Genomic DNA, 15,141 nt, shown 5'->3' on the forward strand with positions numbered 1-15,141 from the left:
CGTTCAGTTGTCCAGGGCGTGCTGCGCGGCCAGCGCCACGGGTCCCCGGTGGATCGGTCCGTGACCGGGGAACAGGACGGTCGCGTCGAGCCGAGTGAACGCGTCGACGGTGCGCCTCGCCTCGTCGACGTCGTGCTGGAAGGCATCCGAGATGCATTGTGGCCCGGTGATCGTCGAGATCGGGTGACCGCTGACCAGCGCGTCGCCGGAGACCAGTACCGCGCCGCCGGCTGCGAGGTAGGCGCTGTGGCCGTCGGTGTGTCCGTGTGCGGCAACGGGTGTGGGCCGACCGGGCAGATCGAGCGGATCGGGGAACGGTTGGGCGTCGGGCAGCCCGGCCCGACTCAGCACACCCAGCGGAGTCACCATGGCAAGCCACTTCAGGACCCGCGGGCGGTAGGCGATGGGTGCGATGTCGCGGACGTCGGCCTGCTGGAGGTGGTCGCGGCGGGCATGGGCCACCTCGACGGGGTCCATGTAGACGTCGAAGCCGTAGCGGCGCTGCAGTTTTGCCAGACCGCCGAGATGGTCGACGTGGGCGTGGGTGAGCAGGGCCCCGCGGATGTCCTCGGGTTGCGCACCGATCGCCCGGATCGATGAGACCACCGTCGACGCCTGTCCGGGGTAGCCGCCGTCGATCAGGGTGAGATCGGACCCCTCCCGCAGGATCACCCAGTTGACCGCGCCGGTGGTGACGAGATGTGCTGTGCCCGAATCGGATTCGACGGTCTCGAGCCGGAAGGCGCTCATCGCCGGGGTCCCTCTCGGACGACGAGGACAAACGGCCCTATCCCGTCGGTGGTGACGCGAAAGCGGGGATCGGCGAACAGCGTCGGGTCGAAGGTGACGGTGTAGCGCTTCACGTTCGGGTCGTTGGGGTAGACGTCCTGAGCGAGCCGGAGTGTGAAACCGTCTGCGCTGTAGCGGAACAGGAAGACATCGGGGGCGGGCCACGGCGAGCGGTTCAGCCGGTCGATGAGGTCCTGCGGTGACGTAGACTCCGACCAGCGTGCGATCGCGGCCGCCCGCTTGTCGAACTCGGCGAGCGGATTGGCGTAATGCGATGTGAGACCCTGGAATCCCCAGTACGGGTAGATGGACAGGAAACCGTAGTCGGCGGTCAGCACGATGTTGTCGGTGGGCACGCGCTGTGTCTGCTCGCGGATGAGCCGGTCGATCTTCGGGTAGTACGACTCGGCGCCGGCCGGTCGATGATCACCACGTTCGCCGTACCCGTCGGTGTCGGTGTATGCCGTGGTGATCTCGGCACTCAGATGTCCCGGAATCCCCTGTGCCACAGCGATCGCGGCGATGGTGGCCACGGCGCCGACGACGAACCGAACATCACCGAAGCGGCCCACCGCGGCGTGCGCGAGTTCGATCACCCCGAAGACGCCCGCCGCGGTCAGCACGGCGATCAGGATCGGGTCGAGCCGGAAGGAGAGCAGCGTGGAACCGGCCGCCGTCATGAGCATGGACAGCAGGCAGAAGAGATAGACGGCCACCACCGTCGCGCCGAAGGCGAGCGCCACCGTCCGTTGCCGGAATCGCAGCAGAATCCACACCAGGCCGATCAGGGTGATGACCCCGACCAGGTTCAGCTGGAACATCGGGACCGGGAAGACGGCACCGCCCTCGGGCAGATAGTGTTCGGCGGTCCCGCCGCTGGCGGGCCGGTTGGTGACCCGCGCCCACAGGTAGGGCGCCCAAACGGTCAGTGCGACAAGACCGGTGACCGCTCCGACGGCCACCAGCCGCACCGCGATCGCGCCGATCACGCGACGACGTTCGGTGCGCACCTCGTCGGTGGGCAGGGCCTTGTTGGCCAGGCCGCGCCACCCCTGGACGGCGAAGTAGAGCGCGAGCAGGATCGCGACGATGGCGAACAAGCCGATGAACAGCGTGTACATCGTGGCGCACAGGCCGACGAAGAGTCCGGCGGCGATCACCGCCGGCCAACTGGTGCCCTCCCGCACGCCGGGCACCGGTCCGTCCGCGGCCCGCGAACGCCCCCGCAACGCATACGTCAGGACGATCACCATCGGTACGGCCAGCAGAACCAGCACGGCGGCATAGGGTTCCGGTGACGCATACATCAACGTCACCGTCGTCACCGCGAGGGCCAGCGCGCCACCGCGGTCCGCACCGAACATGCGGTTGAGCGCGACCACGGCCACCGCCGCGGCGATCGCGATCGAGATGATCGCCCACGGCTTGTACGCCTCCCAGCCGGGCTGGCCGGAGAGCTGGGCAAAGCGTCCGCCCCACCAGAACCAGCCGGCCGGATAGTAGGGCGGCAGGTCCACGTAGGTCATGTCCGCCAGCCGCGGACTCGACGTCATCCGGGTGAGGTACTCGGTGCGGAACTCCTGGTCGACGGACAGGCCGAACAGATACAGCCGCGTCGCGCCCAGCGGCATGCCCAGGGTGACGGTGACGAACCCGGACATGGCTGCCGCCGACAGGAACGGGATCGCCACGCGCGCACGCCCGTAGCGGTACAGCAGAGCCACCGCGACGACCACCGCGATCGCGATGGCCTGACCGGCGGTGGTCAGTGCGCGGGTGACGTTGGACGAGTTGTAGGCCGGCCAGTCAACGGCGTCGATCACCTTCAGACCGGCCAGTGCGACGACCGCGCCGACCACCACGGCGATCACCAGTGTGCCGAGATCGCGCCCCAGGCTCTTGGTCATGCTCAGATGGGCAGCTTGCGGAAGACGGCGCGCGGGATGTGCCGCAGGACCATCATCACGAAGCGGAATTGCCCGGGTACCCAGACGATTTCCTTGCCCTTGGTGGCGGCGGCGACGGCGAGACGGCCGACGTCCTCCTTCTCGACGGTCATCGGCGCCTCCTTCACGTGCGCCGACAGTCGCGTCCGGACCTGACCGGGCCGGATCACCAGAACGCGAGGACCGAATGGCCGCAACGCTTCTCCGAGTCCGAGGTAGAAGCCGTCGAGACCGGCCTTGGTGGAGCCGTAGACGAAGTTGCTGCGCCGCACCCGCTCACCGGCCACCGAACTCATCGCGATGATCTGGCCGTGACCCTGCGCTCGCATCTTCTCGCCGAGCAGGACGCCGACGGAAACGGCTGCAGTGTAGTTGATCTCGGCTTCGGCGACGGCCAGCTTGTGGTCTTGCCACGCCTGCTCGTCGTCGCCCTGGATGCCGAAGGCGACGATTGCGACGTCCACGTCACCGCCGGCGAAGGCCTTGTCGATGACCTCGCGGTGGGTGTCGGTGGCGCGGGCGTCGAAGTCGATCAGTTCGACGTCGGTGGCGCCGGCCGCCTTGGCCTTGGTCGCGGCGGCCTCGGCGGTCGGATCACCGGGAACCGTCGCCAGGATCACCCGCGCCGGTCCCTTCTTGAGGTACTCGGCGGTGATTGCCAGCCCGATCTCCGAGCTCCCGCCCAGGACGAGGATGGACTGTGGTGCGCCGACGGCGTTCATCATTGTGTGTATGCCTTTCGATTGTGGTGCGCGTCAGCCGAGTTCGTAGCGTCGGCCCATGTCCGACATGAACACGCCGTGCGGGTCGATGCGGCGGCGGACGGCGAGCCACTCGTCGATGCGCGGGTACATCTTGTGGAAGCTTTCCGCCGATGTGCGTGAGTCCTTGGCGGTGTAGAGGCGACCGCCCATGGCCATCACGCGGGCGTCGAGCTCGTTGAGGAACTCCGCCAGCCCCGCCTTGACCGGGAAGTCGAGGCAGACGTTCCAGCCCTTGAACGGGAAGCTCAGCGGCGCCTTGTTGCCCTCGCCGAACAGCTTGATGACGTTGAGGAAGCTGACGTGCCCGGACGCCTGGATGTCCTCGATGAGTCTGGTGAACTCACCCTCGTTGCCGGTGGGCACGATGAACTGGTACTGGGCGAAGCCACCGCCGCGACCGTAGGCGTTGTTCCAGTTCCCGAAGACGTCGAGCATGTGATAGAACTGCGCGAGATTTTTGACCTTGCCCTGGCTGGGCGGTCCCATCCGGTAGTAGCCCTCGCCGACCACCGAGAAGCTCAGCTTGTTGGCCAGCCCCCGCGGGAAGATGTTGGGGAAGGTGATCAGCGGCTTGTTGTTGAAGCTCAGCGGGTTCTCCCGATACTTCTCCGGGAGTTCGTCGAGCTTGGCGAGGTTGCCGCGCGAAAAGGTGCCGCGACCCAGCTTGGGGGGTGCGCTGATGGTGTCGAACCAGCCCGAGGCGTACTCGTACCCGTCCTCGAAGCCGTCCTGCAGGTGCAGGTCGATGGTCTCCTGCAGGGTCGAGGTCTGCGCGGTGTCGGCGATGAAGTAGGCACTCTCGGTGCGTTTCATCGCGATCTTGGCGCGCAACACGATGCCGGTCAGGCCGATGCCGGCGACGGTCGCCCAGAAGAGTTCGGCGTCCGGGTCATCGGGCGAACCGTCGGGCGTCAGCGTCAGGATGCGACCGTCGGCCACCAGCAACTGCATCTCGCGTACATGGTTGCCGAAGCTGCCCTGGCTGTGATGGTTCTTGCCGTGGATGTCGTGGGCGATCGCCCCGCCGACGGTCACCTGGCGGGTACCGGGCAGCACCGGGACCCACAGTCCGTGCGGCAACGCCACCTGCATCAGGGTGTCCAGACTGATCCCGGCGTCGACGTCGACGATCCCGGTCTCGTCGTCGATCGAGTACACCCGGGTCAGCTGCGTCATGTCGACGGTCAGTCCGCCACTGTTCTGGCCGGACTCGTTGTAGGACCGGCCCAGGCCACGGGCGATCACGCCACGCTTGAGATAGTCCGGTTTGTCCGAGTTGTCGTCGGCGACGCGCGCGACGGCCTCGGCGATGACCTCGGGATATGGAGTCGAGAGCACGTGACCCTCGATGGGTGTGGTGCGGGACCATCCGACCAGCGTGCGGGTGGTGATCGGCAACAACTCTTCAGTAGACATCGCTCATGAGGGTACCCGGATCACCTGAGGGTCGAGACCGTCCCCGGGGGCACGGCGTGAGCGCCGCCCGATCATCGGCGGGCCGGCCGGGATCAGGCGTGCTTGTATCCATACACCAGTACATACTCCGACCCCATCATGCTGCCCGAGAGCATCACGATGGTGCCGCTGCGGCTCAGCGACGCCGACCGGATGGCCTTCCGGGCGGGTCGACAGTGGTCATCGGCGCGAAGCCGGCGGCTTCGAGTTGAGAGACGGCGGCGTCGAAGGCGCTCGGCCCCAGTCCCCGCACCTCGAGGGTGTCGGCGCCGGTCTGGCCATGTGCCATCCGGTAGGTGCCGCCGCTGACGACCGGGATGTCCTGCGGCCATTCTGCGGGGATCTGCGGGGACCCGGGCATGGTCGACCGCGTGGTCGGGTGCACGAAGGTCGATGTGGTCGATGTGCTCGTTGCGCTGCTGGTCGAGGCGGCCGCGTCATCGGCCGAGTCGTTGCCGCAGGCGGCGAGCAGGGCGACTCCGGCGACGACGCCCAGGATCGCTGAGACCTTCCTGGATCTCCTGGCGCTGGGACTCATGGCATACCTTTCGGTCAGGCGGCCTTCCGTACTGTGTAGGTGAGTACATACTGGTCGCCCTGACCCGTCGCGACCAGCACCACGACCGTTCCACCGCGGTTCAGCGACGTCGTCCGCAGGGACTCGGTCCCGGGATCGATCGCGCCGAGGGGTGTGAACCCGGCGTTCTTCAGCTCGTCGACGGCACGGTCGAAGGCCGACGGTTCCAGGCCGTACACCTCCACGGCGACGGCACCGCCGACCGATTGGGCCGTCGAGGACTTGTAGCGTCCGCCGCTGATGATCGGCACGTCCTGCGGCCAGTCGGCGGGCACCTGCGGAGAGCCCTGGTCCGCCGTTCCGGCGGTGGTGACGGTCACTGCCTGCGAGGAGCCCGACGACGTCGGTGTGCCGCTCGAATCGTCACCGCATGCGGTGACCATCGACATGGCTGCTGCCGCACAGATGAGTGCGGTGGCTCTGGCTCGCCTTCGCTTCATGAGTCCCTCCCGATCGCCGATTGCGCCATGCGAACCTACACCGCCGGTCCGTCAGCCGGAGAGGACGTCCTGGTGTGGCAAGTCATCCTCGATCGGTCGGGAACGGCCGAACGATCAGTCGTAGATGACGGCCTCGCCACGGCGTGTCAGGTCGGCCAGCCCGTCACGCATGGCTGCGATCTGCTCCGGGGCATGCCCCACCCAGTCCGTGACCTCGCCGACGACCCGCACCGGCTCGCGCGTGCGGTATGACCGGGTCGGATTGCCGGGAAACTTCTTGTCGGTGACGTTTGGGTCGTCCTCGATCTCGCCGAGCGGTTCGACGATGTAGATGCGGCCGCGGCCCTCGCCCTTGGCCATCTCGGCGCCCCACGTCGCCGCGTCGAGCGTCCGTGTCACGTACACGTGGTTGATGATCCGCCCGGTCTCGAAGTTGGATTCGCGGCCCGGCACCAGCAGATCACCCACGCCCAGATCGGCTTTCGTGCCGTGCAGGAGCTGTCCGGTCTCGTAGACCTCAAAAGGTTTCGGTGCGTCCATCGCTGGTATCCCCTCGCTCGGTCATCGCAGTCGGCCGCACGATTGTGGACCACGATGGGGGGCTTGCGGCAAGGCCCCCGGTGTGTCATAACGTGAGAGTGGGAGGCAACGGTTTCGCCGGCCTCGCGCAGATCATGGGGGATTACGCCCACGATGTCCTCGGCAGAACGGTTGGCGCGACCGGATAACCTGCGCCGTCGGCCGGATCTACATCGAAAGTATGGGTGACATCGAGACTTCCGGCTGATCCGTTCGGCGAATCGGGTCACTAGGTTCGGGTTGCACTGGGTACCAGCGAGATTCGAAAGCGGGCAATGACCACCGAAACCGAAGTAGGAGCCGACGAGCACGTCACCTCACCGGGCGCAACCGAAGCAGACACTGCACCGCACCGATGGAACTCGGTGCACCTGATCGCTTTTCGATTCTGCTGCGTCTACGTCACCGGCTTCTGTCTGCTGTTCGCGCAGATCCTGTTCGCACTCTTGGGCGTGGTGGGCGACCTGGTGCCGCCGAGCGCGATCATGTGGCAGCTGACGACGCTGGCTCCTGTCCTGGAATGGGTCGCCCGCACCGTGTTCGGGGTCGACGCCACGCTGCACACCGACTCGGGAAGCGGCGATCAGACGGTCATCTGGGTGCTCGTGTTCTGTTTGCTGGTGTTCGCGGCGCTGGTGACGGTGGTCTGGTCCGTGCTGGACCGCGGGCGCGGTGACTACCGGCGCCTGGCTGCGTGGTTCCTGCTGTTCGTACGGATCTGTCTGGCCGGGCAGATGCTGTTCTACGGGTTCGCCAAGCTGATCCCATCCCAGATGGGGGAGCCATCGCTGACAGCTCTGCTGCAGCCCCATGGCGATTTCAGCCCGGCGTCGGTGCTGTGGTTGCAGGTCGGGAGTTCCCCGGTCTACGAGATGCTGCTCGGCAGCGTCGAGGTCCTCGGGGGACTGCTACTGTTCTGGAATCGGACCGCGACACTCGGGGCGCTGGTCAGCCTGGTGGCCATGATCCAGGTGTTCCTCCTGAACATGACATTCGATGTGCCGGTCAAGATCCTGTCGTTTCACCTCGTGGTGCTGTCGCTGGTTCTGCTGGCACCGCAGATCCGGAATCTGCTGGGTCTGTTCGTGCTGAACCGGCCCGCCGCGACGGTGTCCCCACCCGAGTTGTTCACCAGCGCCCGCCGTAACCGTTGGGCGACGATGAGCGTTGTCGCGCTGGGCGTGTGGGTCACCGTCGGAACCGCGGTCGGCGGCTACGACGACTACCAGAAGTACGGTGGCGGAGCGGAGAAGCCAGCGCTGTACGGCATCTGGGAGGTGCAGGAGTTCCGGGTCGACGGGAAGCCGCTGCCACCCCTGACAACCGACGAGACACGGTGGCAGCGACTGGTTTTCGATACCCCCGAGGCGGCGACGGTACAGCTGATGGACGGCACCCTCACGGTCGTGCCGGCCACGGTCGACGCCGAGCGGCAACGCATCGACCTGCCACCGTTGGCCGCGAGCTTCGGCTTCGACCGTCCGGCGCACGATCGGCTGCTGCTCACCGGGACGCTGGATGGCAGACCGGCCGCGGTGAGGTTGGTTCGTGCCGACGAGAACGCCTTCACGTTGCGCAGCAGGGGTTTCCACTGGATTCAGGAAGAACCGTACTTCCGGTAGACCGACCCGATGGCTCAGGTTCGCATCAACCGTACGAGCACCCCGGCGGCATGGGCCTTCGCGGCCCGTTCGGCCTCGTCGGCGTCACCGGCCTCCAGCGCGGCGACGATCCGACGGTGCTCGGTGACGGCGAGTCGTCGGGTCACATCGTGGGACCACATGTGCGATCGGTAGAGATGCGACTGGGTGTCTAGCTTCAGCAGGGCGTCGCACAGCGGTTTGTTCCCCGACAGCGACCGCACCGCGGTGTGGAAGGCGAGGTCGATATCGGCGTCGCGCCGATGATCGGGCTCCGCGTCGAGCAGGCGTTCCTGCTCGCGGACGTGCTCCCACAATTCCGCCAGCTCGGCGAGGGTCACCTGCGCGGTCGCCTGCCGGGCGGCGAGTCCGTCGAGCACCTCCCGGACCTCGAAGACGTGCCGCAGCATCTCGTCGTCGAGCACCGCGACCTTGGCGCCGGCCCGCGGCGTGTACACGGCCAGACCGTCGGTCACCAGTTGCTGGACCGCCTCCCGGACGGGGCTGCGCGACACCTCGAGTCGCGCCGCCAGGCCGGGCACCGACAGGGCCGTGCCCGGCGGCAGGATTCCCTCGAAGATCTCGTCGCGCAGCCGGCGCAGCACCGACTGCGTCAGCAGCGCACCGGTCTCGCTGTCGTCGGTCATGGAGGTCAAGCCTAGGCGCCGGACCGGCCGTCGCGCCGCGGCGGTCACGATGCGGCCATCACGCGCCGCGCCTCCCGGTCGGCGGCCACCGGGGCGATCCCGCCTTTCATACCGGCGAGTTTGGCGTCGATGTTCTCCGCGACGGTGATCGGCGGGTAGCCGGGATGGTCGGTGCGGGCGCACCCGGGCAGCGTCTCGATGACGGCGTCGGAGTTGCCGTCGAAGAAGAAGGCGGCCGATCGTCGGCGCAGGATGCGCCCGTCCACCACCGGCGGATCCACCCGATGGATGGTGGAACGCCACCGGTCGTTGGTCCACCGGGCCATCGCGTCGCCGAGATTGACCAGCAACGCACCGTCGGCGGGTGCCACGTCGTGCCAGCAGCCGTCGTGGTCGAGTACCTGCAGACCGGGCACTTGGTCGGCCCACAACTCGGTGAGGATGCCGAAGTCGGTGTGCGCGCCCATGCCGGTCAGTTCGCCCGCAAGCTCGATGTCGCCTTCCGGCAGCGTGTAGTTGTTCAGTTTGAGGGCGTCGATGGAGTGATCGGTCATGGCGTCGAAGTAGCCGGGTGCCAGTCCGAGGTCGTCGGTGAAGGCGGTGAGCAGCACGCGGGAGAGCCCGCGGGCTGCGGTGAACCACTCCTGCACGGCCGGCCGGAAACCGGGTGCCGCGCCGGGCCAGGTGTTGTCGGGGTAGCTCGTTTCCGGCAGATCGTGCCCGGGGAACCAGGAGCGTTCCGAGCCGACGGTGAAGGCCTCGTAGAAGTCGTTCATCTGGTTGGCGGCGGCCACCCCGAGACTCATGCTGAGCGATTCGCTCTTGGGTGGGCTGTAGCCCCGGTTCTCGCCCGGGCGCGCATACTGCTTCTTCACCTCGAGTGGCAGGGCGTAGAACTCGTCGAGTGCCGCGGTGAGTCGCTCGACGACGGCGGTGTCGATGCCGTGGCCGACGATCTGGATGAATCCAACTCCACTGCAGGCATTGTCGAGTTCTTCCGCGACGCGTTGGCGGTCCTCGGGGCTGCCGTTGGGATCGACGTAGGGTGCGATGTCGACGGTGGGTACGGTGAACATGGTTGTCTCCTTGGTGGATTGAGATGGTCAGCGGCGTCGGTTCACCAGTGCGTTGAGCACACTGAAGATCCCGAAGACGGCGATGCCGAAGATCGACGCCAGAACGATCGCGGCGATCAGATCGTCGGATTGCAGTCGCGCACGGTAGATGTCGAGCAGGGTGCCGATGCCGGGTTGACCTTTGGCGAAGAACATGTCGCCGATGATCGCGCCGACCACCACCAGACCCGACGCCGTGCGGAAGCCGGTCATCATCGACGGTAGGGCAGAGGGGAATTCGAGCTTCATCAGGCGCTGGAGCGGTGACGCCTTGGCAAGGGTGAACAGCTCGTGGGAGGCCTTGTCGACCGACACCAGGCCGAAGTGTGTGTTCGCGATGATCGGGAAGATCGCGATGATGACGCAGACGATGGTGCGGGCGACCATGCCGTAGCCGAACCACAGACCGATCAGCGGCACAATGGCCAGCACCGGGATCACCTGCAACACAACAGCCCACGGGTAGATCGCGCGTTCCAGAAATGATCCGCGGCTCATCACCACCCCGATCGTCACCCCGATCGCCGCGGCGAACACGAAGCCCACCAGGCACACCTTGGCGGTCACGGCCAGGGCTTCGAGCATCGGTCCCACGTGTGCCGGGTCGAGCAGCGAATCGGTCAGCACCTCATGCGGCGGCGGGAGCAGGAAGCGCCGGTGTTCGGCGAGGATCAGGTAGGTCACCGCGTACCACGCCGCGATACCCACTGTGAACGACAGGATCGGGGGAAGTCCGTAGCGTAGAACGGCTTTCACACGGCGGTGCCGAGCGGTTGGTAGGGGCGCGGAATCGCGGCGCGCGGCCGGCGTCTCCGCTCGACGGGTGGTGATCGCGCTGGTCTCGGTGGCGGTGGTCATCATGCGCCTCGCAGGGTGTCGGAGATCTGCGCGACGTACTCGGTGAAGCGGGCGTCGTATCGCAGATCCGGATGGCGGGGGTGGGGATTCGAAGCCGGAGAGCCCGACGGCGTCGATGGCTGCCTGGGCACGTGCACGGCGTTGCGCGGTGGGGAGGCCGGCGATCTCGGCGCACAGTTCGACGTTGGCCCGCACGGATCGCCACGGGAGCAGCGTCGGGTCCTGGAAGATGAACCCGACCGCATCCGTGGCCAGTGCGACGCTGCCCTCGGTGGGGCGTTCGAGGCCGGCGGCCATCCGCAGCAGGGTGGACTTTCCGCAGCCCGACGGCCCGACGACTGCGACGAACTCACCTTCGGCGATGTCGAGGTCGACGTCGGAGAGGGCGACGGTGCCCGACGCGAACCGTTTGGTGACACCGGACATCGAGAGCGCGACACCTTTGGTGAGGTGCCGGGCGTCGACGTCGTTCATCGTGTCGTAGAGACTCATGGCAACTCCGGTCTGGTTTACATGTAATGGATGTGGCTGTTGCAGGTCTGATTCTTGGTTACATGTATTACGTTCCAGTGACCTGACGTAAATCCTGCGTCACCGAACCGCTGGGCCAGGACCTTCGCTCAGCAGGCATGTCGCCTCAAATAGCCAGTTCAGGTGGCTTCTTCCGACGGCGTGCGGCCGGGACCGATGGCAAATCCCAGGAGTAGCGCACGGTGGCGAGGTACATGTACATCTACATGTAGATCACGGAAGCGGCCACGCCATTGGTCCGCATCGCAGTCAGGAGACGCACCATGAACCTTCGTCCCGTCATCACCCGCCGATCCCGGGCCGTCCTCGCCGGCGTGTCGGCGGCCCTCTGTGCCGCCACATTGGCCGGCTGTTCGGGGTCGGATTCCGACGTCGCCTCGACGGCGAGCCTGGCGCCGGCGTCCGCCGCCAACAACCTTGCCCAGGTGTGCCCGAAAGACGTTGTGGTGCAGCTGCAATGGCAGCCACAGTCGGACATGGCCGGGGTCATCGGACTTCTCGGCCCCGGCTACACCGTCGACACCGACAACAAATCCGTCACCGGCCCACTGGCTTTTGACGGCCAGGACACCGGCGTGGACATCACCCTGCGTGCCGGGGGGCCGGCGATCGGCTTCCAGTCGGTGCCCTCGGCCATGTACGCCGACGACTCGATCAACCTCGGACTCGTGCACGGTGATCAGCTGATCTCGGCGGCGACCGATCAGCGGGTCGTCGGTGTGACCCCACTGCTGCAATACAATCCGTCCATCATCATGTGGGACCCGGCGAGCCATCCCGACGTGAAGACCATCGCCGACATCGGCCGCAGTGACGCCAGCGTGGTGGTCTCCAAGGACCAGATCTTCCCGCAATGGCTGGTGGCCAAGGGGCTTCTCAAGAAGAGTCAGCTCGACACCAGCTACGACGGTGCTCCCGCCCGCTTCGTCGGCGACCCGTCGATCACCCAGCAGGGCTTCGCCAAATCCGAGCCCTACACCTACGAACACGAGACCCCGGCGTGGAACAAGCCGGTCGCCTACGCCATGGTCAAAGACGCCGGCTACGACGTCTACGCGTCCAACGTGTCGGTGCGCGCCGACAAGCTCGCCGAACTGTCGCCCTGCCTGCGCAAACTGGTCCCGATGATCCAGCAGACCGGGAAGAACTACGTCAACGCGCCAGACGCCATCAACGCGACCATCGTCGACTGGGTCTCCCAGGACATGGCGGTTACCCCGTATTCGGCGGGTGAGGCCGCCTTCTCGGCGAAACTGTTGAAGGACAAGGGCGTCATCGCGCCCGGCAGTGACGGGGTCTACGGCAGCTACGACATGGTCAAGGCGCAGAAGATCATCGACGACCTGCGGCCCATCCTCAACGCCGACGGCGCGAACCTGCCCGCTCAGCTGCCCGCCACCACGATCTTCACCACCGAGTTCATCAGCGATCAGGTGCGCTGACCCCCGTTGACATCCCCGACCGCAGAAAGAGATCCGATGTCCCACACCACCGCAACAACCCCGACCGAGATGGCCGAACTCGATCGCGAACGCCGCATGGGCGGCCAGGGCACCGAGACCACCGACCGGGAGGTCCGGCGCATCAGCCTCGCCGACTTCGAGAACCGACGCGCCGAGATCACCGACCAACTCTGGTCCGCGGCAACCGACATCGGCTTCTTCCAGGTCGTCGACCACGGGATCGACCTCGCGACCGTCGACCACGCCTTCGACATGTCGGCACGGTTCTTCGACCTGCCGCGCGCGGTGAAGGAACAGTATCCGCTGAAGAAGGGGCAGAACGCGGGCTGGGAGTACATGACCCAGGTGCGCCCGTCGGTGGGTACACCGGATCAGAAGGAGTCCTACCAGTACACCCGGCCACGGATGGACGCGTTGTGGCCCAGCGAGGAGGAGCTGGCCGGATTCCGCAGCACCATCGAGGATTTCGAACATCGGTGCTGGCGGCTGGCGATGAACCTGCTCGGCTGCTTTGCCGACCGTCTCGGACTCGACCGCGAGTTCTTCACCCGCGCACACGATCCGTCGTCGACGACCTACCAGAGCACGCTGCGTCTGCTGCACTACTACGCCTTCCCCGACGAACTGCTCGACGACGAAAGCATCTGGCGGGCCGGCGCGCACACCGACTTCGACGCACTGACCCTGCTGTTCCAGCGGTCGGGGCAGGGCGGACTGCAGGTCTTGCCGGGGGCGGAGGCGCACGGTCAGGCCTGGACTCCGGTGGAGCCGTCCGACGACGCGATCACCTGCAACATCGGCGACATGTTGATGCGCTGGTCCGATGACCGGTTGCCGTCGAACTTCCACCGGGTCCGGGCCCCGCGTCGGGGTGAGTACCGCGGTCCGCGCTACACCATCGCCTACTTCGCGCAGGCCAACACCGACGTCCTGATCGAAAGTGCCGGTGGCACCTACCCGCCGATCACGGCTGCGGCCTACATCGCGCAGCGGATCGCCGCCAACTTCCGGAAGTAGCCGACATGGACAACGCCACAACCCGGCCGGAGCCGGCCTTCGCCGACGTCACCGTCTTCACCGGCGGCCGATGGCACGAGCACCAGGACGTGTACGTGGCCGACGGGGTGGTCACCTCGATGACGTCGGCGACCCGAAGCTCCGGAACCGGTGGCGGCCACCTGATCCCGGGATTCGTCAACACACACGCACCTGCAGCAGTCGTTGATGCGCGGCATCGCCGAGTGCACGCCGCTCCTCGAATGGCTGCTGGCCGTCGGGGAGGAGTCGGTGGCCATCACGCCGGAACGGGCGTACCTGGCCGCGGTGTCGGCGTGCCTGGAGGCATTGCGGTCGGGCACCACGACCGTCGTCGAACACATGTGGCCGCACCCGTCGACGGAGGTGCACGATGCGGTCCTGCAGGCGTTGCGCGACACCGGGATTCGCGCGGTGCTCGGACGGGGGGTGGCCGACCGGGCGGATGCCACCCGCAAGTGGGGTTTCGAGCCGCGGCTCATGCAGCCGCTCGGCGACGTCCTCGACCACGTCGATCATCTGCGCGCCGCGGTACACGACGATGCGCGGATCTCGATCGGGCTCGCCGTACCCAATCCCCGCTCGGTCACCGGGGCCGGGATGCGCTCGATCCAGGAGTTCGCAGCCGAGCGCGACCTCCCGGTGTCCATCCACCTGCTCGAGACGCCGACCGACGACCGGTTGTGCCGCGAACACGCCGGCGTCGGGGCCGTCGATTACCTCGACGGTGGTGGCTTCCTGTGGGATCGGGTCCTCGCGGTGCACTGCGTGGAGCTCGACGACGCCGGACAGCGCACCCTGGCGCAGCGCGGAGTCGCGGTGTCGCACAACCCGTTGTCGAACATGCGTCTCGGCAGCGGGGTCGCGCCGGTCCCGGCGATGCTCGCCGCCGGCCTCGCCGTGGGACTCGGAGTGGACGGTGCGGCCAGCAACGACACCCAGGACATGCTGGAGACCTTCCGCATCGCTGCGTATCTGCAGCGGGCGGTACATCGTCGGGCCGATCTGCTCGGCTTCGCCGACATGCTCGACATCGCCTGCGGCGGTGCGAATGCGGTGCTGGGGCTACCCGCGGTGTCCGGTGGGGTGCGGATCGGTGGTCCGGCCGATCTGACGCTGGTGCGCTTCGACCGGGACTACGCCACCCTGCCGGTCCGCGATGCGGGGGCCTCGCTGCTGACCACCGGATCACGGTCCATCGTCGATGTCGTGATGGTGGCCGGGGAGGTGGTCGTCGCCGACGGTCGCAGCACCCGCGTCGACGAGGTGGAGTTCACCAAGACGCTGGCGGCATTGGGGTGA

General features: G+C 67.0%; 13 protein-coding genes and 2 pseudogenes. 4 read left to right on the top strand and 11 right to left on the bottom strand.

Annotation, left to right across the window (positions count from 1 at the left end; translation table 11 throughout):
- Positions 1-3 precede the first annotated feature (3 nt).
- The 7 genes from GBRO_RS01205 to arr all read right to left on the bottom strand — a co-directional run bounded on the left by GBRO_RS01205 (position 4) and on the right by arr (position 6,511).
- Positions 4-750, bottom strand: a complete 747-nt coding sequence (locus GBRO_RS01205) for an MBL fold metallo-hydrolase (RefSeq protein WP_012832185.1) — start codon at positions 748-750, stop codon at positions 4-6.
- On the bottom strand, positions 747-2,696 hold the full coding sequence (locus GBRO_RS01210; protein WP_012832186.1) for a galactan 5-O-arabinofuranosyltransferase: 1,950 nt from the start codon (positions 2,694-2,696) through the stop codon (positions 747-749). Before GBRO_RS01210 ends, GBRO_RS01205 begins: the two co-directional genes overlap by 4 nt.
- Positions 2,697-2,698: 2 nt before the next feature.
- The gene (locus tag GBRO_RS01215) at positions 2,699-3,460 is read right to left on the bottom strand and encodes a decaprenylphospho-beta-D-erythro-pentofuranosid-2-ulose 2-reductase (protein WP_012832187.1); all 762 of its coding nucleotides are present in this window, start codon (positions 3,458-3,460) and stop codon (positions 2,699-2,701) included.
- Between the two features lie 30 nt (positions 3,461-3,490).
- Entirely contained in the window at positions 3,491-4,915 is a 1,425-nt protein-coding gene (locus GBRO_RS01220; RefSeq protein WP_012832188.1) for an FAD-binding oxidoreductase, read from the bottom strand.
- A 175-nt stretch (positions 4,916-5,090) separates the two neighbouring features.
- Positions 5,091-5,492 carry a hypothetical protein gene (locus GBRO_RS01225; RefSeq protein ID WP_012832189.1) on the bottom strand — a complete coding sequence of 134 codons (402 nt, stop codon included), beginning with the start codon at positions 5,490-5,492 and terminating at the stop codon, positions 5,091-5,093.
- A gap of 14 nt (positions 5,493-5,506) precedes the next feature.
- Complete coding sequence (locus GBRO_RS01230; RefSeq protein ID WP_012832190.1) at positions 5,507-5,971, bottom strand: hypothetical protein; 465 nt, start codon at positions 5,969-5,971, stop codon at positions 5,507-5,509.
- A 114-nt stretch (positions 5,972-6,085) separates the two neighbouring features.
- Complete coding sequence (gene arr / locus GBRO_RS01235) at positions 6,086-6,511, bottom strand: NAD(+)--rifampin ADP-ribosyltransferase (RefSeq protein WP_012832191.1); 426 nt, start codon at positions 6,509-6,511, stop codon at positions 6,086-6,088.
- A gap of 314 nt (positions 6,512-6,825) precedes the next feature.
- Here arr and GBRO_RS01240 point away from each other — a divergent pair, with 314 nt between their 5' ends.
- Entirely contained in the window at positions 6,826-8,172 is a 1,347-nt protein-coding gene (locus tag GBRO_RS01240; protein WP_012832192.1) for a hypothetical protein, read from the top strand.
- Positions 8,173-8,186: 14 nt separating this feature from the next.
- Here the strand turns inward: GBRO_RS01240 and GBRO_RS01245 are convergent, their stop codons facing one another.
- The 4 genes and pseudogenes from GBRO_RS01245 to GBRO_RS25000 all read right to left on the bottom strand — a co-directional run.
- Complete coding sequence (locus GBRO_RS01245; RefSeq protein ID WP_012832193.1) at positions 8,187-8,837, bottom strand: GntR family transcriptional regulator; 651 nt, start codon at positions 8,835-8,837, stop codon at positions 8,187-8,189.
- Positions 8,838-8,881: 44 nt separating this feature from the next.
- Complete coding sequence (locus GBRO_RS01250) at positions 8,882-9,913, bottom strand: isopenicillin N synthase family dioxygenase (RefSeq protein WP_012832194.1); 1,032 nt, start codon at positions 9,911-9,913, stop codon at positions 8,882-8,884.
- Positions 9,914-9,940: 27 nt separating this feature from the next.
- Complete coding sequence (locus tag GBRO_RS01255; protein ID WP_370452942.1) at positions 9,941-10,810, bottom strand: ABC transporter permease; 870 nt, start codon at positions 10,808-10,810, stop codon at positions 9,941-9,943.
- A gap of 75 nt (positions 10,811-10,885) precedes the next feature.
- A pseudogene (locus tag GBRO_RS25000) lies at positions 10,886-11,302 on the bottom strand (ATP-binding cassette domain-containing protein); the annotation flags it as partial.
- Positions 11,303-11,604: 302 nt separating this feature from the next.
- Between GBRO_RS25000 and GBRO_RS01260 the strand changes: the two are divergent.
- From GBRO_RS01260 to GBRO_RS01270, 3 genes and pseudogenes are all read left to right on the top strand, one after another.
- A complete protein-coding gene (locus GBRO_RS01260; RefSeq protein ID WP_012832196.1) occupies positions 11,605-12,783 on the top strand; it encodes a hypothetical protein in 1,179 nt (392 codons plus the stop codon).
- Between the two features lie 36 nt (positions 12,784-12,819).
- Positions 12,820-13,821 (top strand): isopenicillin N synthase family dioxygenase, encoded by a 1,002-nt coding sequence (locus GBRO_RS01265; RefSeq protein ID WP_012832197.1) that lies wholly within the window; start codon positions 12,820-12,822, stop codon positions 13,819-13,821.
- A 5-nt stretch (positions 13,822-13,826) separates the two neighbouring features.
- A pseudogene (locus GBRO_RS01270) lies at positions 13,827-15,141 on the top strand (amidohydrolase family protein).

The sequence above is a fragment of the Gordonia bronchialis DSM 43247 genome (assembly GCF_000024785.1).
Taxonomy (GTDB): Bacteria; Actinomycetota; Actinomycetes; order Mycobacteriales; family Mycobacteriaceae; genus Gordonia; species Gordonia bronchialis.

Coding starts and splice junctions, on each gene's coding strand:
- GBRO_RS01205 (WP_012832185.1), bottom strand. CDS start 750: ATGAGCGCCTTCCGGCTCGAGACCGTCGAATCCGATTCGGGCACAGCA.
- GBRO_RS01210 (WP_012832186.1), bottom strand. CDS start 2,696: ATGACCAAGAGCCTGGGGCGCGATCTCGGCACACTGGTGATCGCCGTG.
- GBRO_RS01215 (WP_012832187.1), bottom strand. CDS start 3,460: ATGATGAACGCCGTCGGCGCACCACAGTCCATCCTCGTCCTGGGCGGG.
- GBRO_RS01220 (WP_012832188.1), bottom strand. CDS start 4,915: ATGTCTACTGAAGAGTTGTTGCCGATCACCACCCGCACGCTGGTCGGA.
- GBRO_RS01225 (WP_012832189.1), bottom strand. CDS start 5,492: ATGAGTCCCAGCGCCAGGAGATCCAGGAAGGTCTCAGCGATCCTGGGC.
- GBRO_RS01230 (WP_012832190.1), bottom strand. CDS start 5,971: ATGAAGCGAAGGCGAGCCAGAGCCACCGCACTCATCTGTGCGGCAGCA.
- arr (WP_012832191.1), bottom strand. CDS start 6,511: ATGGACGCACCGAAACCTTTTGAGGTCTACGAGACCGGACAGCTCCTG.
- GBRO_RS01240 (WP_012832192.1), top strand. CDS start 6,826: ATGACCACCGAAACCGAAGTAGGAGCCGACGAGCACGTCACCTCACCG.
- GBRO_RS01245 (WP_012832193.1), bottom strand. CDS start 8,837: ATGACCGACGACAGCGAGACCGGTGCGCTGCTGACGCAGTCGGTGCTG.
- GBRO_RS01250 (WP_012832194.1), bottom strand. CDS start 9,913: ATGTTCACCGTACCCACCGTCGACATCGCACCCTACGTCGATCCCAAC.
- GBRO_RS01255 (WP_370452942.1), bottom strand. CDS start 10,810: ATGACCACCGCCACCGAGACCAGCGCGATCACCACCCGTCGAGCGGAG.
- GBRO_RS01260 (WP_012832196.1), top strand. CDS start 11,605: ATGAACCTTCGTCCCGTCATCACCCGCCGATCCCGGGCCGTCCTCGCC.
- GBRO_RS01265 (WP_012832197.1), top strand. CDS start 12,820: ATGTCCCACACCACCGCAACAACCCCGACCGAGATGGCCGAACTCGAT.